This window comes from Streptomyces sp. NBC_01429 (genome assembly GCF_036231945.1).
GTDB lineage: Bacteria > Actinomycetota > Actinomycetes > Streptomycetales > Streptomycetaceae > Streptomyces.
The window spans coordinates 6,489,454-6,508,645 of the sequence record NZ_CP109599.1 but is presented as its reverse complement, the minus strand read 5'-3'; the positions used below and the strand labels follow the sequence as shown (position 1 = coordinate 6,508,645).

Below are 19,192 nucleotides of genomic sequence, written 5' to 3'. Positions count from 1 at the left end.
TGCTATTGGAATACCATGCTGGGTGCTGGGGGATGCCGTGCGACCTGGGAGATCCGGATGGGTGAGACTGGGGCGCGTGCCCCAAGGAGACAGCCGTTCCGTCCGCCCCCGTGGATTCGTTCAGGCCGGGCCCTGGCCGCGAGCCGCGTTGACTGACCATCACGGCGCCAAGGTCGCCCAGGCGTTGGCCCTCGCGCTGGCCTGCGCTCTGGAGAGCACCGGATGGTCGGTGGCCGAACTGGCCCGCCGCAGCGGGGTCAGCAGGCTGACGATCGCCAATGTCATGGAGGGGCGGGTCTGGCCGGACCTGCTGACCATCGCCAGTCTGGAGCGGGCGCTGGAGTGCGACCTGTGGCCGGGGCGGGGTGTGTGAGGTGGTGCGCCTGTGCGGCGCGGGAGAAGGCGGTGCCATCAAAGCCGTCCTTGGCCGGGCGGGCCCATTTCCGGCGGCCACCCGTAGGGATGACGGCACGGCCGAACCTGGCGGCATGGCGCGATGTTCGCGCTATGGTGCCGGAAACGGCCGGGCCGCGGTGACGGGCCCGCTGTTCCGTCGTTCGACGGGACGCGGGCCACTGTGAGAAGAGGTCTGCTCAGGTCCGGGGCCGTTGAGGGCCGTCGCCAACTCCTACATCGGCGGCGGCCCGTCCCCGTTCCCGAGCACGGTCAGCTCGTGGGTGCCTCCTTCGGGGGCCGGGTCGACTCGGGGCGGTGGTAGACCACGGCGCGCGGGTGGAGTTCGGTCTTCACCAGCAGCCCCTGGCTGGTCATCTGATCCAGGATGGGCCGCAGACTTCGCAAGTTGTCGTGGCCGATCTCCGAAGCGACACTGCGGGCCGTCAGGTGTGCCCCGGGCCTGAACCCCGTGAGGATGGATTCCACCCGCTCGTAGAGCGTCGGCTCCGCCCCTGCCTTCGGGCCGTCGACCTGACGCGGGGGTGGGACATACCCCGCACCGCCGCGCTCACTGTCACCGCCGGCGCCCTCGCCCGGCGGGGGCGCCGGCGCGTCACATCCTGCCGACGGGCGGGACGTGTCACGGTTGCCACCCGGCCCGCGCTTCTGCCCTCCGGCAGGCGAGGCCGCGCCGCTCCCGCCGCCGTCCGACGGTTCGCCGGGCGGGTCGGGCGATGTTCTGCCGCCAGGATCAGGCGGACGCCGGCCGCCGGGCGGGACCGTGGGCAACGGCGGTACGTTTTCAAGCCACTGACGTAGCGTGCGCGACCGGACGATGTACGCCTCGGCCCCCTCTTCGAGCCCCCTGAGCAACGCCGCGGCGGCTGGCGGATCGGCCAGCGCGGCTTCCCAGGTCAGGCTGATCCTGTCCATGCGCAACACCCTAAGGCTCCGGTCACGTTCTGCGACCACGCAATCACCTCCCGCCACCCTGATGAGTGACCGCACCCTCACCGCGACGACGCGCGCAACCCACAGGGAATACGGAATCCGCAGGCTTCCGGCGATACGCGAGGCGCCTGTCGAGGGTCGGTCCGCAACCCCCGGGCCCACACGGACGCATCCCTTGGGATGCCATTTCAATAGCATGCGCGCAGAGTGGCCGTCATGGAACTCTCCGCTATCCGGCCGCGCGGCGTGGCCGGCCTGGCCCTCGTGGACCGCTCACCGGCCGGAGTGCTGCTGCACGATCACATCCTCTTCTGGCAGCCCCCCGAGATCGGGGTGCGTGCCGGACAGTCCTGCCACACCGCTGCCCGCATCGCCGCCCGTCGATGGTGGGGCCTGCCGGACGCGCAGGTCGCCCGGACCGTGGGGACTCCTTGGGTACGCACCCCTGCTGCGGCGGACCCCGGCCGCGTCGAGCGGCGGCTCCTCCTCGTCATGCTGCCGCCCGGCACGCCGCGTCCGCCCGCCGGCCCCGGTACGGCCTGGTGGCCGCTCGCACGGCTGCTCGCCGGGGAGGCGGCCACCCGCCCAGCCGAACTCCCGGCTTTCCTCGACGGCTACCTCCAGGGCGTTCTGCCCGACGGGCGGCAGGCCCTGGAGTGGTAGCAGCCGTGTGCGGACCTTCACCAGTACGGGGGACGGGAGGGGCGAACGACTTTGCGCGGACGGGGGGCGCGGCTTACCGTGCCCGTCGTGGAGACTCTTCGGTCCTGGTGCGATGTGAAGACCCCGGCCGACGCGGAGGCCCTGCGGGTGGAGTTCGACCGCCGCGCCAAAGCGGCAGCGGCCCAGGCGCGGATGTACGAGCGACTGCGTGACACGGTGGCCGACATTCCCCGCCTGGGGCAGATGTGGGACGAACTGGTCACCAACCCACCCGACCTGACGGTCGCCCCCGGCACCACCGCACCGGCCCCGCCCTCACCCTCCCCGACAGCGGAGGCACTGGACACCGGGAAAATCCTTGCTCTCATGGGCCAAGCCCCACGCCGGCTGTGGTCAGCCGAAGACGTCCGCGCGGCTCTCGGCGCTCTCTCGCGCCGGAACGTCCGCCGGGCTCTGCGCGACCTGGCCGACCAGGGCCTGCTCGAAGAAGTCCAACGCAAGGCCCGGCACATCCTGTTCCGTATCCCGCCCACCACGCCCGCCTGAGCATGTGAACGGGACCTGTACAGGGTGGTGGGCCCATCGGCCCCGCAGTCTGGCCCCGGTGGCACTCCCTCAAGGCCCCCCATTCTGGGCAGGGTGGGGAAAGCGGCGCCTTCCAGGGTCGTCGCCGGCAGGAGGCAATGTCATGAGCGGTGTCAGTCAGGGGATACCTGGGTTCGGGCCGGTTGTCGTCGGTACGGACGGTTCGAGGACGGCGGCGGAGGGTGTGCTGTGGGCAGCGGGTGAGGCCGCGGCGCGCGAGCAGCCTCTGACCGTCGTGCACGCGATCGGCGTCGAGCAGGCCGGGTATCTGGCCTACGACCGTTCTCGTTCCATCCTCGATGCCGCCGAGCGGGTGCTCGACGAGTCGGTGGCGCGGGTGTCGCAGCGGTACCCCGGGGTGGCCGTCACCACAGGCTGAGCCGGGACGAGCCGGCGGAGAGCCTGCTGGAAGCGGCCGACGGCGGCACGATCGTGGTCGGCTCTCGGGGACGCGGTGGTTTCGCCGCCCTCCTCCTGGGGTCGGTCGGGCTCCGCGTCGCCGCTCGCGCGCACGGGCCCGTCGTCGTCGTACGGGATGCGGCCGAGGCCCCGGCAGGTGTCGTACTGGCGACGGCACGGACGGCGGTGCTGCGCGGGTCCTCGCTGCGGGTGGTGAGCGTCTGGACGTTCCCGCCGGACGTGGGCGGCATGGCGGCGCTGGAGACCGCCGCGACGGTTCGCACGGTCGCCCCTGTCCGGGAGGAGTTTCCGGACCTCGTGATCACGGAGGAGGCCGTCCGGGCCTGGTCCGTCGCCGGGGCGCTGGTCGAGGCGTCCGCCGCAGGCCCGCTCACCGGATCGATTCACCGCTGGGGCCTGTCACCCACCCGGTCGTTCTGGTCCCTCGCTGACGGACCGGCGCTCGGACGCGACGTCAGCCGGCCGTTGCCCGCAACTCGATGCGCCGGCCTGTCATGCGTATGGGAACGATGGACAGCCACTGGCGGCGGCCGCCGCCGGCCCAGGGCATCGTCCGGGCGAGCTGGTCGAGTCCGCGAGCGGCAGCATCGCCGGTCACGGCGCGGGCGACACCGACGATGTTGATGCTCCAGCCCTGATGTGACGTCTCGTCGACATGGTCGACCTCGAACACGACCTCCTGCTCGGCCGCCGAGGCGGCGGCACTGCCCGGGGCCGTCCGGTACGCCAAATTGCCGCTGGTGTACAGGTAGTTGAGTGGAATGATCGCGGGTCCGGTCCGGGTCCGGATCGCCAGTCGGCCGATTCCTTGCGACGGCAGCAGAGCGCGGCACTCGTCCCGGCTCAGCAGTTCGAGTCGCGGTGTTCGCGTGTCGCTGTCGCTGCCGGTCGTGTTACCGCCGGTGTGGTGTGGTGAGGGGTTCGGCCAGGCGGCCGTCAGCGCGTCGGCCGTGGTGTCCAGCGCGTGGGCCAGCCGCAGCGTGAGCCCGGTGCTGGGGAGTACCTGTCCCTCCTCCACGTACCGCAGGTAGCCCGGGGCGGATCCGACGAGTTCGGCCACTGTCTCGCGGGTGAGTCCCAGTTGTTCACGGCGGGCGGTGATCCGTGCGCCGAGGCCGGTTTCCTGCTTGGACATGGTGGTCACGTCCTCATCTCGTGGTCGGTCTCCGCTGACAGGCTCACCGCCGGAACGACGGCGACCGGGCACGGGGCATGGTGCAGCATCGCGTGGTTGACGCGTCCGAGCTGGAGGCCGACGGCACCGTGCCGCCGCCGGGCACCGACCACGAGCAGATCGGCGCTGGCCGCCTCCTCCAGCAGTGTCTGGTGTGCCGTTCCCTGTACGGCTTTCCGGTGCGGGAGCACTTCCGGGTAGGCGGCGAGGACGACGCCCAGGACCCGGTCCAGGCTCTCTTCCGCCTGACGGCGGCAGATCTTCTCCTGCGCGCCGCCCGGCTGCGGGTACGGCATGTTCTCGCGGGCGGGGCTGCGCCAGGCGCGTACGGCGAGGAGTTCGCAGCCCCGCGCGCGGGCCGCGCGGAAGGCGAAGTGCGCGGCGGAGGTGGACCCGGTGGACTCCCCGACGCCCAGGACCACCCGCTGGAAGGCGCCCCGCCGGTTGGGCTCCTCGCCGCGGGCCACCACGACCGGGCAGCGGGCCCGCGCCGCGACCGCCAGACCCACGGAGCCCAGGAGCATGCCCGCGACCGTGCCGTGGCCGCGCGGTCCCACCACGAGCAGGGTGGCTTCCCGGCTCTCGGCCAGGAGGGCCGCCACCGGGTCCTCGGGCTGTACGTCGGTGGACACCTTCACGTCGGGGGCGAGCTGGTTGACCCGCTGCGCGGCGGAGGCGACGAGGTTCTCGGCGTAGATCTGCTCGGAGGGGCGGTCCGGGCCACGGCTTGGCCACACTCCTTCGTAGCGTTCCCAGAGTGACGCGTGGACCAGGCGGAGCGGCAGGCCGGTACGTTCCGCTTCGGCGGCTGCCCAGTCGACCGCCCACAGGCTGCCTTCCGATCCGTCGATTCCCACGACCACGGGGAGCTCCATCGCTCCCACCGCCTTCCCTGCCTTTGTGTGAAACAGCCGGCCGGTGCCGGTCAGTCCTCGATCGTCAGCACCTCCTGTACGGGGCGGCGCGGCGAGCTGGGTCCCCGGGGGCCGTAGCCCAGTCGGAGAACCATCTGCGCGTGGCCGGCGCCCGTGAGCGGGTCGCGCAGCAGCCACCGCAGGTCGGGGCGTTCGACGGCCTGGGTGGCGAAGGAGGCGACCAGCCCGTGCAAGGTGGCCAGCAGAAGGACACGTTCCAGCGCCTGCCCCGCCCGCAGCCAGTCGGCCGGTTCGTCGGCGGCTGTGCTCAGCAGTGCGAGGCGGGGGTGCTTTTCGAAGTCGGCCAGCGGGCGGCCGGGGTGCGCGGTCCGGCCCGCGAAGTCACGGGTGGGGGCCCCGCCGGCCGCCTTGCGCGGTCCGAAGGCGTAGTCCGGTACCCCGTCGGTGGGTGCTTCGGTATGGGCGTCCCGGGTCCAGCGTTCCGTCTCGGCGCTCTTGTCGGCGTCCATGAGGTCGTAGCCCTTCGCGTCGCGGGTCAGATCCAGTACCGCCTGAAGGTGGGGTTCTCGCAGGAAGGCGAGTTCGGCGCCCTCCTCGCGCGCGGCGTTGTGGAGCGCGGCGCGGACGTCCTGCGGTATCTCCTGGCCGGTGTAGGGGTAGCGGCTGGTATGACGGTCGCGGATGGCCGGGTACAGGACTGCCATCGCGCCGGGTGCCGCGCTCGGCGGCGCGGCGGGGGACGCGGCCGGTGGCGCCCCGGTTCGTACGGTCGCCAGCAGCTCCGGAACGGCCGGGTCGGGCAGGAGTGCCGTCACCGGGTTCCGGCCCGCATGCGCGACAGCGACCCGCAGGTTCAGCAGGGCGGCGCCGCAGCCGATGTGCAGACCGCGCGTGGTGGGGTCCGCGTACGGCATGACGCGCCCGGGATCGGCGAAGAGCGCGAAGGTGCCACTGCCCGTCGCGTAGCGGAACCGCCACGGCTGCGCGTTGTGCATCGACGGCGCGGCTGTGGCGTCGGACACGAGACCGGCCACTGCCGTCACGTCCAGTCCTTGTGCGAGCACGGGGGCCTCCCGGGTGGTTCTGTCCTTGCCTTCCAGCGTGGTGTCGGGGTGGGGATCCGGGCAGGGGCCGGTGGGTCCCCGTCGCGAGACCTACCGGCCCTCGCTGGGGCCGAGTGGCTCATGCCGCACGGTCGCGGTGGCGCGGACCCTGGAGGGGAAGCCACGGCTCCCACGGTCCGTGGCCGGGAAGGGTCCCACGGTCCGTGGCTGGGAAGGGAGTGAGGACATGGAACACCGGAGAATCGGTGAACTCATGACCCGCGATGTGGTGAGCGTACGGCTCGGTACACCGTTCAAGGAGATCGCCAGGGCGCTGTCGGACAACGGGGTGAGCGCCGTGCCGGTACTCGACGAGGCGGGGCGACCGGCCGGCATCGTGTCCGAGGCCGATCTGCTGCGCAAAGCAGCCGGCCGGCCCGACCCGTCGGGGCTGACGCCTCTGCCGCACCTGGAGGCGTGGGAGCGTGCCAGGGCCGAGGGGCGTACCGCCGGGGAGATCATGTCCGCTCCGGTGATCTGCGCGCGCCCCGACTGGACCGTCGTGGAGGCCGCCCGTCTCATGGCGGTGCAGAACGTCAAACGGCTGCCCGTGGTGGACGAGGCGGACCGGCTGCTGGGCATCGTCAGCCGCGCTGATCTGCTGCGGGTGTTCCTGCGGCAGGACCACGCCATCCGCGAGGAGATCTCCCACGACGTCCTGTCCGGAACGCTGGGGCTGGCACCCGGCGCCGTCACGACGGATGTCAAGGAGGGCCAGGTGACGCTGCGCGGCACGGTGACGGAGAAGCGTCTGATCCCGGTGCTGGTACGGCTGTGCGCGAGCGTCGACGGCGTCGTCTCCGTCTCCCACGAACTCACGCACCCGGCGGACGACGACGGCGCCTCCCGTGCCCGAGGGGACCGGTCATGAACCCCGTCGTCACCGTGGGCCTGGACGGCTCACCGGAATCGCTGTCCGCCACTCACTGGGCCGCGCAGGAGGCCGAGAGCCGCGGCGCGACCCTGCGCCTGCTCCACGCGTGGGTGCTGCTGTCCGCCGAACCGGCGGAGTCGATCCGGCCGGATCGGCCGTCCGGCCAGAACTACTGGGCCGAGCACATCCTGCGGGAGGCGCTCGGCATCGTCGAGGAGCACCACCCGGGGCTGCCCGTCGTCGAGGATCTGGTGGCCCAGGACCCGGTGCACGCCCTCCTGGACGCAGCCGCGGAGTCCGAGCTGCTCGTCCTCGGCTCCCGGGACATGGCCCCACTGGCCAGCTACTTCCTCGGAGACATCGGCCTGAGCGTCATGTCGCGCTGCGACATCCCGACAGCCCTCGTCCGCGCCCGGGAGGACACGGCGCCCGTCACGGACGACGGCGATGTGGTGGTGGCGCTGGGACTGCACGGCCCCTGCGACGAACTGTTCGCCTTCGCCTTCGAGACGGCGTCCCGGCGCGGTGTCGCGCTGCGCGCCGTCCACGGAAGGAATCTCCTGCCCGCCCACGCGTATACCCGCCGCGGCCAGGATCCGGACATCGCCGAGGAGACGGCGAAGGACGCCCGCCAGGAACTCGCCGAGGCCCTGCGGCCCTGGCGCGAGAAGTTCCCGGACGTGCCCACCACCAGCACCGTGGCGATGGAGAGCCCGGCACGCGCGGTGGTCCGGGGCGCCGTGGGTGCCGGACTCCTGGTCGCCGGCCGCCGCAGGACCAGACCCGCTTTCGCACCGAGGGTCGGGCATGTTCTCTCGGCGGCCGTGCACCACGCGGCGTGCCCCGTGATGATCGTCCCGCACGGATGAGGAGCCACAGCACCTGGTCGCACCCGCGCAGGAGAGGCCGGGTCGCCCCCGTACGCGTACAGGAGGTACATCATGAAGGCACTTGTCTTCCACGGTCCCGGACAGTCCTCCTGGGACGATGTCCCCGACCCCGCGATCAAGGACCTGGCCGACGCGATCATCCGGGTCGACGCCGTCACCATCTGCGGCACGGATCTGCACATCCTCAAGGGGGACGTCCCGGAAGTCGCCCCCGGCACCGTGCTCGGGCACGAAGCCGTGGGCGAGGTGGTCGAGGTGGGGCGGGATGTCCGTACCGTACGCCCCGGGGACCGGGTGCTGGCCTCCTGTATCTCGGCGTGCGGGCGCTGCCGGTTCTGCCGTGAGGCCCGCTACGGGCAGTGCCTCGGCGGCGGGGGCTGGGTACTGGGCCATCTGATCAACGGGACGCAGGCCGAATACGCCCGGCTGCCCTTCGCCGATCTCAGCGTCCATCCGCTGCCAGGAGCCCTGGCGAGCAAGGACGCCGTGCTTCTCGCCGACATCTTCCCGACCGCCTACGAAGTGGGAGTGCTCAACGGCTGTGTGCGGCCCGGCGATACCGTCGTCGTGGTCGGCGCGGGACCCATCGGACTGGCCGCGATCGCGACGGCCGGACTGTTCAGCCCCGGCCGGATCATCGCGATCGACCTGGCCCCCTCCCGCCTGGAGCACGCGCGCCGGCTCGGTGCCGACGCCGTGGTGAACGCCGCCGAGGACCCCGAGAGCCTGGTGGCCGAACTGACCGGGGGCACCGGAGCCGATGTGACCATCGAGGCGGTGGGCGTACCGGAGAGCTTCGAGATGTGCACCCGGATGGTGCGCCCCGGCGGGCACGTCGCCAATATCGGGGTCCACGGCAAACCTGCGGTGCTCCATCTCGAAGACCTCTGGATCAAGGACCTCACGCTGACCACCGGGCTGGTGGACACCTTCTCCACCCCCACACTGCTGGGGATGACGGTCGCGGGCCGGCTGCCCACCGCGTCGCTGGTCACACATGGTTTCGCACTGGACCGGATGGAGGAGGCGTACGGCGTGTTCTCCGCTCCGTCGGACAGCGGAGCCCTGAAGGTCGTCCTGGAACGTTCCGCCGCGTGACAGAGGTGCCCCTACGTAACGCAGGCGGCCCGAGGAGAGGTGGACACCATGCCGGAGAACCCGGGGAAAACCCCGGCGCGAGCCCCCGAGGGCTCGGCCACGCACCGGTCCGACCTGGGCCGGCGGATCGTGACACGGCGGAAGGAGCTGGGGCTCACGCGCGAGGACGTGGCGCTGCGCGCCGGCTCGGCCCCTGGATACATCCAGTACGTGGAGGAGGGATCGGCAGCGCCCGGAACCGGCTTCCTGCTGCGTCTCGCGGACGCGCTGGAGACCACGGTCGGAGAGCTGGCGGGTGCCGCGGCCGATCTTCCCGCCGGGATCGGCCGGGCGGGCCTTGTGCCGGAACTGGTCACGCTGAGTTCCGAGGAGTGCCATGGGCTGCTGTCGACCCACGGGGTGGGGAGAGTGGTGGTGACCGTCGGCGATGATCCGGCGGTCTTCCCGGTGAACTACACGGTCGACGGTGACCTGGTGGCATACCGTACGGCACCGGGAGCCCCGCCCTCAGCGGCGGTGGGCCGGTCGGTCGCCTTCGAGGTGGACCATATCGACGACGCGTTCAGCCAGGGATGGAGCGTTCTGGTCGTCGGCGACGCACAGGTGGTCACCGACCCGGGGCAGGTGCTCCGGCTGGAGGAGAAGGCACACACCACGCCGTGGGCGGGCGGCGAGCGCGGACTGTGGATCGCTGTCGCTCCCCGGCAGATCACCGGACGCCGGATTCTCGCGCGCCGCAGCCGCTGACGGCCGTGGTCATGGACGGAGAGTGGCACGCTTCCAGTCACACCATGGTCGGGTGAGCGGGACCGGCCAGTTCGACGATGTCGTCCGAGGCGACGTCGTGCAGGCGAATGGCCAGATCCTCCAGCGCGCGGCTGGCCGCGAGTTCGTCGCCGATCTCCGGGACCGCGCGGTCGACCGGATTGCGCCGGGCAGCTCCGTTCCCCGCGATGTGCGAGGTGTCGTCGGTAGTCAGGACCGCCCTGGCCCTGGTGTTGTCGTCGTCTTCCGTGAGGCAGATCTGCACGGACCACTGCTTGGTGCGCATGGCTGTCGCTCCCGCCGTCACTGGCTTCGGGGACTCACCATCGAGTCTTCGCGTCCACCTCGCGTCGGGGTAGGGCCGGTCGGGTCCGGGATGCCGGGATACCGATGGTCGCTACCTTGGAAGGAGGCCCGGTGTCGAGGGCCGGACGTCATCCGGGCCGGCGACCTGGGCGGAGGAAACGGTGGGCGACGACGCGAGCCCCGGTCCTGACGCGGGCACTGTCCGGCGGGGCGATGCCCTGCCGAACGAGCTGCGGGCGCGGCTGGACGCCGTGCGGCACGACGCCCCCGAGTCCGCGCAGAGCCTGCTGGAGGCCGTGCTCTCGATCGGGCGTGAGCTGGATCTGGCGCAGGTGCTGCGGCACATCGTGGAGGCCGCCGTGGTCCTGGTCGACGCCGAGTACGGCGCGCTGGGCGTCATCGGGGAGGACACCACGCTCTCCCGGTTCGTACCGGTCGGCCTCACCGAGGAGCAGACCCGGGTCATTGGACACTTTCCCGAGGGCCACGGGCTTCTCGGCGAACTGATCCGGCACCCCGAGCCGCTGCGGCTGCGGGAACTGGACCGCCATCCGGCGTCACAGGGTTTTCCGCCCCGCCACCCGCCGATGCGCTCCTTCCTCGGAGTGCCGGTGCGGGTGCGTGACGAAGTCTTCGGCAACCTCTACCTCACCGAGAAGCGTGGCGGCCGGGACTTCGACGGTGAGGACGAGACCGTCCTGACCACGCTGGCCGAGGCCGCCGGCGTGGCCATCGACAACGCCCGCCTGTACGAGCGGGCCCGTGACCGGCAGCGCTGGCTGGAGGCCAACGCCGAGATCGTGGCGAGTCTGCTCTCCGGCGCGGACGAGACACGGGTGGTGCCGCTGATCGTGGACCACGCGCGCCGCATCCTGGCCGCGGACCTGGGCGTGCTGGCGCTCCCCGACCACGCCGGTGACGTGCTGCGGGTCGTGCTGGCCACCGGGGTCGAAGCCGACGCCCACGACGGCCTGGTGCTGCCCCGGGAGGGTTCCTTCGTCGGCGCCGCCCTCCACGCGGGGCGCCCGCTGGTCAGCGCCGATATCGAGCACGACCCGAGGATCTCGGCCGGGCCGCCGAGGTGGGCGGGACTGGGGCCGGCCGTCGCGGTGCCGATGATCGCCGACGACGGGGCGCGGGGCGTACTGCTGCTGGCCCGGGTACGCGGCGGCCCCCCGTTCACCGAGGCAGGGACGGCGCCGCTGCTCGCCTTCGCCGGGCAGGCCGCGCTGGCCATGGAGCTGGCCGGGCGACGGCGTTCCGCCGAGCAGCTCACGCTCCTGGAGGACCGCGACCGGATCGCCCGCGACCTGCATGACCTCGCCATTCAGCGGCTGTTCGCCACCGGGATGACGCTCCAGAGCGCCGTACGGTTCGTCGACCACCCGGCGGCGCGGGAGAGGCTGCTGCGCGCGGTGGACGACCTGGACGAGACCATCAAGATCATCCGATCGACCATCTTCGGCCTGCGCTCCCACACCACCGGAGGCGCGCGGCAGGGGCTGCGGCTGCGGATCACTCTGCTGGTGGAGCAGGCGGTACGCTCTCTCGGCTTCACGCCTTCACTGCGCATGGAGGGGCTCGTTGACACGGACGTGCCGCAGGAGACCGGCGAGCACGCCGTCGCCGTGCTGAACGAGGCGCTGAGCAATGTCGCCCGGCACGCGCACGCCACCGGCGTGGAGGTGTCTCTGGTCGTACGGGAGGGCCGGCTCACGCTGACGGTCACGGACAACGGCGCCGGGATCGCGCCGGGCGGCCACCGCGGCGGCCTGGAGAACCTCGCGAGCAGGGCGCGGAGCCTGGGCGGGGAGATGACCGTCACCGCACCGGAGGAGGGTGGTACGCGGCTGATGTGGACGGTTCCGGTCACCCCCGTCGCTCCAACGGGTCCGCGCTGAGCCCGTACCCCCGGCGTACAGCACCGCGCCCGTACACCCCGGCGTTCAGCGCGGTGCGCAACCGTGGCCAGGGTCCGCCGGGTGCGGCACAGCCTGGGTGGCGAGGACCGCGGCCTGGATCCGCCGCTCCACGCCCATTTTGGCCAGCAGTCGCGAGATGTGGTTCTTGACCGTCTTCTCCGACAGGTAGAGGCGCTCGCCGATCTGGCGATTGGTCAGTCCTTCCCCGATCAGGTCCAGAATTTCCCGTTCGCGGGGGGACAGGCCGCTCAGCGCGTCGGGTTCCCGCTCCTCCTCGGGGTCCCCGCCGCGCAGGCTGTTCATCAGCCGGGCCGTCGTCGCCGGGTCCAGCATGGACCGGCCGGAGGCGACCGTGCGCACGGCGGCCACCAGATCCGCTCCCTTGATCTCCTTCAGGACGTATCCGGCCGCGCCCGCCATGATCGCGTCGAGGAGCGCGTCGTCATCGTCGAACGAGGTGAGCATCAGGCAGGCGAGGCCGGGCAGCCGCGAGCGCAGTTCCCGGCAGACGGTGATCCCGTCGCCGTCCGGCAGCCGTACGTCCAGAACGGCGACGTCGGGCCGGAGCGCGGGCCCCCGGGCCAGCGCGTGGTCGCTCGATCCGGCTTCGCCCACCACCTTGATGTCCGGTTCCGCGTCGAGCAGATCCCGCACGCCGCGCCGGACCACTTCGTGATCGTCGACCAGGAACACCCGGACCGGCCGAAGCGGTGAGAACTCCCGCACCTCGTCCATGTCGATCCTCCGCGCTGTCAAGGGGCCGGCCACCAGCCTCCGTCCCATCCTGGCCCCGTCTCCGGGGGCGTGCCATGGGCCGACCGGTCCCCGGCACCCCGCCGGGCGGTTTCACCGGGCCGGGCCGCTGCCCTGCGGTCCGTAGAGATCCAGCATGCGGGTACGGCTCGCCCGCAGCCGTAGGGCCACGACCTCGGCGACCCCCCGGTAGACGGCGCGTCCGAACACCGGGTCCGCCTCGCACAGGGCCCGTACGAGTGTCGCGTCGAACTCCTCGGCCTCGACCGGTCGGACCGCCTCGGCGCCCAGGTGCCAGGTGTACGGCGGCAGCAGCCATGACCAGCCGAGCAGATCGCCTGAGCCCAGCGTGCCCACCACGGCCGCGTGCCGGCCGGGCACATGCAGGTCGAGCGCCACCTGGCCCCGGCGGATGATCCAGAACCGGTCGGCCCAGCGGCCCTCCTCGAAGATGCGCGTGCCGTCCGGGAAGGACACGTCCACGGCCAGCCGCCGCAACCTCTCACGCCCCTCGGCCGGCAACTGGTCGAACACATACCTCGTCATGGTCATGGCGCGCACCTCGGTTCCTGCGGATCATCCCTCGTGCCGGACGTCGCTTCCAGCGTCCGACGCGGGCGGTGTCCGCCGCATGGGCCGACCGGGGCGGCGGCGCGGGGCCACCCCACCCCCGTACAGCACCGCTCCGTACCCCGAACGGCCCTAGCCGGAGAATCCGGCCTGCCGCGACGCTGGGTGTACATCCACCCTCGTGGAGGCAGCCATGCACGCGACGAGCGCAGCCGCACCCGCATCGCACGCACCGTCCGTACCGTCTGTACCGCCCGTGGTGGGCGACGAGGAGCTGGCGGCGCTGGTCGCCCACTGGCGGGCCGCGAACTACCTGGCGGTCGGACAGATATATCTGCTGGCCAATCCCCTGCTCACCGAGCCGCTGCGCCCCGAGCACATCAAACCCCGGCTGCTCGGCCACTGGGGCACCTCCCCGGGACTGAACCTGGTCCACACCCACCTCAACCGGATCATCAGGGCGCGCGGACAGGACGCGATATGCGTCTGGGGGCCCGGCCACGGCGGTCCCGCGGTGCTGGCCAACTCCTGGCTGGAGGGCAGCTACACCGAGACCTATCCGGACATCGGCCGGGACGTGGCCGGCATGGCCCGTCTCTTCCGGCAGTTCTCCTTCCCCGGCGGCGTACCCAGCCATGTCGCACCCGAGACACCCGGCTCGATCCACGAGGGCGGCGAACTGGGCTACTCCCTCTCCCACGCCTACGGCGCCGCGTTCGACAACCCGGACCTGCTGGTCGCGTGCGTGATCGGCGACGGGGAGGCGGAGACGGGACCGCTGGCCGCGTCCTGGCACTCCAACAAATTCCTCGACCCGGTGCGTGACGGCGTGGTCCTGCCGATCCTGCACCTCAACGGCTACAAGATCGCCAACCCCACCGTGCTCGCCCGCATCCCGGAGACGGAACTCGACGAACTGCTGCGCGGCTACGGCCACGAGGTCCTGCACGTCACCGGCGACGACCCGGACACGGTCCACCGCGCCATGGCCGAGGCCATGGACACCGCGCTGGACCGGATCGCCGGCATCCAGCGCGCCGCCCGGCAGATGGGCATCACCGTACGGCCCCACTGGCCCGTGATCGTCCTGCGTACGCCCAAGGGCTGGACCGGCCCCGTCACCGTCGACGGGGTGCCGGTCGAGGGGACCTGGCGCGCCCACCAGGTGCCGCTGTCCGCCGTACGGGAGAACCCCGAGCATCTGCGGCAGCTGGAGGCGTGGCTGCGCTCGTACCGGCCTGAGGAGCTGTTCGACCACGAGGGCCGGCCACGCCCGCAGGTTCTCGCCTGCGTCCCCGACGGCGCGCGCAGGCTCGGTGCCACCCCGCACGCCAACGGCGGTCTGCTCCTGCACGACCTGCCGGTCCCGGCCCTGGAGCCGTACGCCATGCGGGTGGAGCGGCCCGGCGCCACAGCGCACGAGCCGACGCGGGTCCTGGGCGAGCTGCTGGAAGCGGTCATGGAGGCGACGCGCGGGCGCCGGGACTTCCGGGTCGTCGGACCGGACGAGACGGCCTCCAACCGGCTCCAGGCCCTGTACGGGGCCACGGGAAAGGCATGGCGGGCCGAGACCCTCGGCACCGACGAGCAACTGGACCCACACGGCCGGGTCATGGAGATCCTCTCCGAACACACCTGCCAGGGCTGGCTGGAGGGCTATCTCCTCACCGGCCGACACGGGCTCTTCTCCTGCTACGAGGCGTTCGTCCACATCGTCGACTCGATGGTCAACCAGCACATCAAGTGGCTGAAGGTGTCCCGCGCGCTGCCCTGGCGGCGCCCGGTCGCCTCGCTCAACTACCTGCTCACCTCGCATGTCTGGCGCCAGGACCACAACGGCTTCTCCCACCAGGACCCCGGCTTCATCGACCACGTACTCAACAAGGCACCCGAGGTCGTACGGGTCTACCTGCCGCCGGACACCAACACCCTGCTCTGTGTGGCCGAACATATCCTGCACAGCCGCGACTACGTCAATGTCGTCGTCGCCGGGAAGCAGCCCTGCTTCGACTGGCTCACCCTGGACGAGGCGCGTTCCCACTGCGCGCGGGGAGCCGGCGTCTGGGAGTGGGCCGGGACGGAGCGGGAGGGCGAGGAACCCGATGTGGTGCTGGCCTGCGCGGGAGATGTCCCGACCCAGGAGGTGCTGGCCGCCGCCCTGCTGATCCGCCGCTATCTGCCCCGGCTCGCGGTCCGCGTCGTCAACGTGGTCGATCTGGCCCGGCTGCTGCCCGCGTCGGAGCATCCGCACGGACTGTCCGACAGCCAGTACGAGGCACTGTTCACCCGCGACAAGCCGGTGATCTTCGCCTATCACGGCTACCCGTGGCTGATCCACCGCCTCGCCTACCGCCACCCCGGCCACGCGAATCTGCATGTCCGCGGCTACAAGGAGTCGGGCACCACCACGACCCCCTTCGACATGGTGGTCCGCAACGATCTGGACCGCTACCGGCTGGTCATGGACGTCATCGACCGCGTCCCCGGTCTGGCGGTACGCGCCCCCCACGCCCGGCAGGCCATGGAGGACGCCCGTCTGCGCCACCACGCCTGGATCCGCGAACACGGCACGGACCTGCCCGAGGTGGCCGACTGGACCTGGCAGCCCGTACCCGTCCCGCCGGTCCCCCGGGGCACCGGGGCGCCGTCGCGATGAGCCGCCCGGCGCACCCGGCCGCCGTGCCAGCCCTGCGTTCCGTGCGCGCCGTCGTCTTCGACACCGACGGGGTCGTCACCGACTCCGCCGGAGCACACTCGGCGGCGTGGAAAGGCGCGTTCGACGTGTGTCTGATCCCGGCCGGCCTGGCACCTTTCGACCCGGTCGACGACTACCGCCGCTACGTCGACGGCAGGTCACGCCAGGACGGGACCGCCGCGTTCCTGGCGGCCCGCGGACTCGCGCTCCCCCTCGGCACACCGGACGACCCACCGGGAACGGGAACCGTGGGAGCGGTCGCGGCCCGCAAGGAACGGTTGTTCACCACTGGCCTGCGCGAACGGGGCGTCGACGCCTGGCCCGGGACCATACGCCTGCTGCGGGAGCTGCGCCACGGTCGGGTGCCGTGCGCGGCTGTGTCCGCGTCCCGGCACGCCTCTGAACTGCTTTCATCAGCAGGCGTGTTGGACCTCTTCGAGGCCGTCGTGGATGGCAACGAGGCCCAGCGGCTGCGGCTGCCGGGAAAGCCGGACCCGGCGCTCTTCCTGGAAGCGGCGCGTCGTCTTCAGGTTCCCCCGCGAAACGCGGCGGTCGTCGAGGACGCGCTCGCCGGTGTCGAGGCGGGCCGGCGCGGTGGCTTCGGCCTGGTGATCGGGGTGGACCGCACGGCCGGCCCGACGAGCGCGGCGGACCTGCGCCGCCACGGCGCCGACCTGGTGGTCACCGATCCCGGCGAACTGCTCCTGCCAGGCCACGAGGAGCGATGACCATGGGCGCCTGGGAGTGGACGTACGAGGGGTACGAGCCGCAGGACGAGCGGCTGCGCGAAGCGCTGTGCACCCTGGGCAACGGATACGTCGCGACCCGGGGCGCGGCCTCCGAGAGCCCGTCGGGACCGGCGCACTATCCGGGCACGTACGTGGCGGGCTGCTACGACCGGCTGGTCTCCACCGTCGCCGGACGGCAGGTCGAGAACGAGGACATGGTCAATCTGCCGGACTGGCTGCCCCTGCGCTACCGCATACGCCCCGACGCCGGGCCTCCGGGCCCCTGGCTGTCCCCGGACAGCACCGAACTCGTCGCACACCGCCAGACACTGGACCTGCGGCACGGCACCCTCACCCGCCGCTCGCTCTACACGGACCCGGCCGGGCGCCGGCTGACCGTGGAGCAGTGCCGGCTCGTCCACATGGGAGACCCTCATCTGGCCGCGCACCGCACCTCGTTCACCGCCGAGGGGTGGTCCGGGGCCGTGGAGGTCGAGTCCCGCCTGGACGGCGATGTGCGCAACGCGGGAGTCGCGCGGTACGGCGCCCTCGCCCAGCGGCATCTGACCGACTGGCGGACGGGCGGCGAGCACAGCAGCACGGACGACACGGGCGGGGACACGGTGTGGCTGCGCTGCCGTACCGGCGAATCCGGCATCCGTATCGCGCTCGCCGCGCACACCCTGGCGCCCGGACACCCGCGTCTTCCCATCCGCACCGGGCTGAGGGAACGGCAGACCGTCCAGACCCTGATGATCCCCGTCGTAGGCGGGGAGAGCGTGAGCGTGGACAAGACGGTCGCGCTGTACACCTCCCGCGACCCGGCGATCGGCAGCCCCCGGCAGGCCGCTCTCGCGGCCGTACGGAACGCCCCGGCCTTCCCCGCCCTGCTGGCCTCGCACCACCGTGCCTGGGAGGACATCTGGCGGCAGGCGACCCTCGACGTCCCGGGCGAGGCCGGACGGATCCTGCGCCTGCACCTCTTCCACGTACTCCAGACGCTCTCCCCGCACACCGCCGAACTGGATGCCGGCGTGCCCGCGCGAGGGTTGCACGGCGAGGCATACCGGGGCCATGTTTTCTGGGACGAACTGTTCGTCCTGCCCTTCCTGAACCTGCACTTCCCCGAGGTCTCCCGGGGCCTGCTCCACTACCGCCACCGGCGTCTCGGCGCCGCCTGCCGCGCGGCGCGCGCGGCAGGCCACAGCGGCGCCATGTATCCGTGGCAGAGCGGGAGCGACGGCCGCGAGGAGACACCCGAGCTGCATCTCAACCCGCGCTCGGGGCGCTGGCTTCCGGACCACTCCCGGTTGCAGCACCATGTCGGCTCGGCGGTCGCGTACAACGTGTGGCAGTACTGCCAGGCCAGCGGCGACACCGAGTTCCTGCACACCAAGGGCGCCGAGACGCTGCTCCAGATCGCCCGCTTCTGGGCGAGCCGCGCGGAGTGGGACCCCTCGCTCGGCCGGTACCGGATCCGTGGTGTCGTCGGCCCCGACGAGTACCACGACGCCCTTCCCGGCGCCGCCGCTCCCGGCCTCGACGACAACACCTACACGAACGTCACCGCCGCCTGGGTACTGTCCCGGGCCCTGGAACTGTCCCGCGCGCTTCCTGTCCCGAGGCGCCAGCAGCTCTTCGAACATCTGCGGATCGACCCGGCGGAACCGGACCGCTGGGAGGAGGTCGCCCACCGGCTCCACGTGCCGTACCACTCCGGTGTCATCAGCCAGTTCGCCGGATACGAGGACCTCACCGAACTCGACTGGGACAGGTACCGGAAGCGGTACGGGGACATCCGGCGCCTCGACCGCCTCCTGGAGGCCGAGGGCGACACCGTCAACCGCTACAAAGCGTCCAAACAGGCCGATGTGCTGATGCTCGGCTATCTCTTCTCACCGGCCGAACTCGCCGGACTCTTCGAGCAACTCGGCCACCGGCTCGACGACGACACCTGGCGGAACACCGTCGACTACTACCTGCGCCGCACCAGCCACGGCTCGACGCTCAGCGCCCTGGTCCACGCGTGGGTACTGGCCCGGGTCCACAGGGACGAAGCATGGACCTACGCCGAGGAGGCCCTCACCGGGGACGTGGCCGATGTCCAGGGAGGCACCACGCAGGAAGGCATCCACCTCGGCGCGATGGCCGGCACCCTCGACTTCGTACAGCGCGGCCTGACCGGTCTGGAGACCCGCGACAACGCCCTGTGGCTGGACCCGGCACCCCTGCCCCAGCTGTCGAAGTTCCGGGTCGCGATCCGCTACCGCAACCACTGGAACGTCGACCTGCTCATCGGCACACAGCGGGTCAGCATCGGCGTACCGGACTCGGCCGAGGATCCCGTCCACGTCATGCTCGCGGGCCGAGGGTTCACCGTCGCTCCGGGCACCGTGCGCAGGCTCGCCCTGCCCGGCACCTGAG

At 71.9% G+C, this 19,192-nt stretch carries 18 protein-coding genes; 12 read left to right on the top strand and 6 right to left on the bottom strand.

The window, feature by feature from the left end:
* The first annotated feature begins 148 nt into the window (after positions 1 to 148).
* From OG627_RS28700 to OG627_RS28685, 4 genes are all read left to right on the top strand, one after another.
* Positions 149 to 373: a helix-turn-helix domain-containing protein gene (locus tag OG627_RS28700; protein WP_329069945.1), complete on the top strand. Its 225-nt coding sequence runs from the start codon at positions 149 to 151 to the stop codon at positions 371 to 373.
* A 1,190-nt stretch (positions 374 to 1,563) separates the two neighbouring features.
* Positions 1,564 to 2,010 carry a hypothetical protein gene (locus OG627_RS28695; protein WP_329069943.1) on the top strand — a complete coding sequence of 149 codons (447 nt, stop codon included), beginning with the start codon at positions 1,564 to 1,566 and terminating at the stop codon, positions 2,008 to 2,010.
* 87 nt (positions 2,011 to 2,097) lie between these two features.
* Positions 2,098 to 2,556, top strand: a complete 459-nt coding sequence (locus OG627_RS28690) for a hypothetical protein (RefSeq protein WP_329069941.1) — start codon at positions 2,098 to 2,100, stop codon at positions 2,554 to 2,556.
* 142 nt (positions 2,557 to 2,698) lie between these two features.
* Positions 2,699 to 2,974, top strand: a complete 276-nt coding sequence (locus tag OG627_RS28685) for a universal stress protein (protein WP_329069939.1) — start codon at positions 2,699 to 2,701, stop codon at positions 2,972 to 2,974.
* Between the two features lie 495 nt (positions 2,975 to 3,469).
* Here OG627_RS28685 and OG627_RS28675 read toward each other — a convergent pair whose 3' ends face one another.
* The 3 genes from OG627_RS28675 to OG627_RS28665 all read right to left on the bottom strand — a co-directional run bounded on the left by OG627_RS28675 (position 3,470) and on the right by OG627_RS28665 (position 6,128).
* Positions 3,470 to 4,150: a helix-turn-helix domain-containing protein gene (locus OG627_RS28675; RefSeq protein ID WP_329069936.1), complete on the bottom strand. Its 681-nt coding sequence runs from the start codon at positions 4,148 to 4,150 to the stop codon at positions 3,470 to 3,472.
* Positions 4,151 to 4,155: 5 nt separating this feature from the next.
* Entirely contained in the window at positions 4,156 to 5,052 is an 897-nt protein-coding gene (locus OG627_RS28670) for a universal stress protein (RefSeq protein ID WP_329069934.1), read from the bottom strand.
* A gap of 62 nt (positions 5,053 to 5,114) precedes the next feature.
* Positions 5,115 to 6,128 carry an Acg family FMN-binding oxidoreductase gene (locus OG627_RS28665; protein WP_329069932.1) on the bottom strand — a complete coding sequence of 338 codons (1,014 nt, stop codon included), beginning with the start codon at positions 6,126 to 6,128 and terminating at the stop codon, positions 5,115 to 5,117.
* 226 nt (positions 6,129 to 6,354) lie between these two features.
* On the opposite strand from OG627_RS28665, the gene OG627_RS28660 reads away from it, so the two are divergent.
* From OG627_RS28660 to OG627_RS28645, 4 genes are all read left to right on the top strand, one after another.
* Positions 6,355 to 7,038, top strand: a complete 684-nt coding sequence (locus OG627_RS28660) for a CBS domain-containing protein (RefSeq protein WP_329069930.1) — start codon at positions 6,355 to 6,357, stop codon at positions 7,036 to 7,038.
* Positions 7,035 to 7,910, top strand: coding sequence for a universal stress protein (locus tag OG627_RS28655; protein WP_329069928.1), 876 nt, complete (start codon positions 7,035 to 7,037; stop codon positions 7,908 to 7,910). The genes OG627_RS28660 and OG627_RS28655 overlap by 4 nt, the downstream gene beginning before the upstream one ends.
* A 72-nt stretch (positions 7,911 to 7,982) precedes the next feature.
* The gene (locus OG627_RS28650) at positions 7,983 to 9,029 is read left to right on the top strand and encodes an alcohol dehydrogenase catalytic domain-containing protein (protein ID WP_329069926.1); all 1,047 of its coding nucleotides are present in this window, start codon (positions 7,983 to 7,985) and stop codon (positions 9,027 to 9,029) included.
* Positions 9,030 to 9,077: 48 nt separating this feature from the next.
* The gene (locus OG627_RS28645; protein ID WP_329069924.1) at positions 9,078 to 9,776 is read left to right on the top strand and encodes a pyridoxamine 5'-phosphate oxidase family protein; all 699 of its coding nucleotides are present in this window, start codon (positions 9,078 to 9,080) and stop codon (positions 9,774 to 9,776) included.
* A gap of 37 nt (positions 9,777 to 9,813) precedes the next feature.
* On the opposite strand, the gene OG627_RS28640 is transcribed toward OG627_RS28645, so the two are convergent.
* Positions 9,814 to 10,080, bottom strand: coding sequence for a DUF1876 domain-containing protein (locus OG627_RS28640; protein WP_329069922.1), 267 nt, complete (start codon positions 10,078 to 10,080; stop codon positions 9,814 to 9,816).
* A gap of 181 nt (positions 10,081 to 10,261) precedes the next feature.
* Between OG627_RS28640 and OG627_RS28635 the strand changes: the two genes are divergently transcribed.
* The gene (locus tag OG627_RS28635) at positions 10,262 to 12,001 is read left to right on the top strand and encodes a GAF domain-containing protein (protein WP_443073555.1); all 1,740 of its coding nucleotides are present in this window, start codon (positions 10,262 to 10,264) and stop codon (positions 11,999 to 12,001) included.
* A gap of 45 nt (positions 12,002 to 12,046) precedes the next feature.
* Here OG627_RS28635 and OG627_RS28630 read toward each other — a convergent pair whose 3' ends face one another.
* Positions 12,047 to 12,757: a response regulator transcription factor gene (locus tag OG627_RS28630; protein WP_329073060.1), complete on the bottom strand. Its 711-nt coding sequence runs from the start codon at positions 12,755 to 12,757 to the stop codon at positions 12,047 to 12,049.
* 111 nt (positions 12,758 to 12,868) lie between these two features.
* A complete protein-coding gene (locus OG627_RS28625) occupies positions 12,869 to 13,327 on the bottom strand; it encodes a Crp/Fnr family transcriptional regulator (RefSeq protein WP_329069920.1) in 459 nt (152 codons plus the stop codon).
* A gap of 211 nt (positions 13,328 to 13,538) precedes the next feature.
* Between OG627_RS28625 and OG627_RS28620 the strand changes: the two genes are divergently transcribed.
* The 3 genes from OG627_RS28620 to OG627_RS28610 are packed head-to-tail and all read left to right on the top strand — an operon-like array spanning position 13,539 to position 19,191.
* Entirely contained in the window at positions 13,539 to 16,001 is a 2,463-nt protein-coding gene (locus OG627_RS28620; RefSeq protein WP_329069918.1) for a phosphoketolase family protein, read from the top strand.
* Entirely contained in the window at positions 15,998 to 16,768 is a 771-nt protein-coding gene (locus OG627_RS28615) for an HAD family hydrolase (protein ID WP_329069916.1), read from the top strand. The genes OG627_RS28620 and OG627_RS28615 overlap by 4 nt, the downstream gene beginning before the upstream one ends.
* Entirely contained in the window at positions 16,765 to 19,191 is a 2,427-nt protein-coding gene (locus OG627_RS28610; RefSeq protein ID WP_329069914.1) for a glycoside hydrolase family 65 protein, read from the top strand. The genes OG627_RS28615 and OG627_RS28610 overlap by 4 nt, the downstream gene beginning before the upstream one ends.
* Position 19,192: the final 1 nt, after the last annotated feature.

Coding starts and splice junctions, on each gene's coding strand:
- OG627_RS28630 (WP_329073060.1), bottom strand. CDS start 12,757: ATGGACGAGGTGCGGGAGTTCTCACCGCTTCGGCCGGTCCGGGTGTTC.
- OG627_RS28650 (WP_329069926.1), top strand. CDS start 7,983: ATGAAGGCACTTGTCTTCCACGGTCCCGGACAGTCCTCCTGGGACGAT.
- OG627_RS28655 (WP_329069928.1), top strand. CDS start 7,035: ATGAACCCCGTCGTCACCGTGGGCCTGGACGGCTCACCGGAATCGCTG.
- OG627_RS28625 (WP_329069920.1), bottom strand. CDS start 13,327: ATGACCATGACGAGGTATGTGTTCGACCAGTTGCCGGCCGAGGGGCGT.
- OG627_RS28660 (WP_329069930.1), top strand. CDS start 6,355: ATGGAACACCGGAGAATCGGTGAACTCATGACCCGCGATGTGGTGAGC.
- OG627_RS28620 (WP_329069918.1), top strand. CDS start 13,539: ATGCACGCGACGAGCGCAGCCGCACCCGCATCGCACGCACCGTCCGTA.
- OG627_RS28615 (WP_329069916.1), top strand. CDS start 15,998: ATGAGCCGCCCGGCGCACCCGGCCGCCGTGCCAGCCCTGCGTTCCGTG.
- OG627_RS28640 (WP_329069922.1), bottom strand. CDS start 10,080: ATGCGCACCAAGCAGTGGTCCGTGCAGATCTGCCTCACGGAAGACGAC.
- OG627_RS28645 (WP_329069924.1), top strand. CDS start 9,078: ATGCCGGAGAACCCGGGGAAAACCCCGGCGCGAGCCCCCGAGGGCTCG.
- OG627_RS28685 (WP_329069939.1), top strand. CDS start 2,699: ATGAGCGGTGTCAGTCAGGGGATACCTGGGTTCGGGCCGGTTGTCGTC.
- OG627_RS28610 (WP_329069914.1), top strand. CDS start 16,765: ATGACCATGGGCGCCTGGGAGTGGACGTACGAGGGGTACGAGCCGCAG.
- OG627_RS28675 (WP_329069936.1), bottom strand. CDS start 4,150: ATGTCCAAGCAGGAAACCGGCCTCGGCGCACGGATCACCGCCCGCCGT.
- OG627_RS28695 (WP_329069943.1), top strand. CDS start 1,564: ATGGAACTCTCCGCTATCCGGCCGCGCGGCGTGGCCGGCCTGGCCCTC.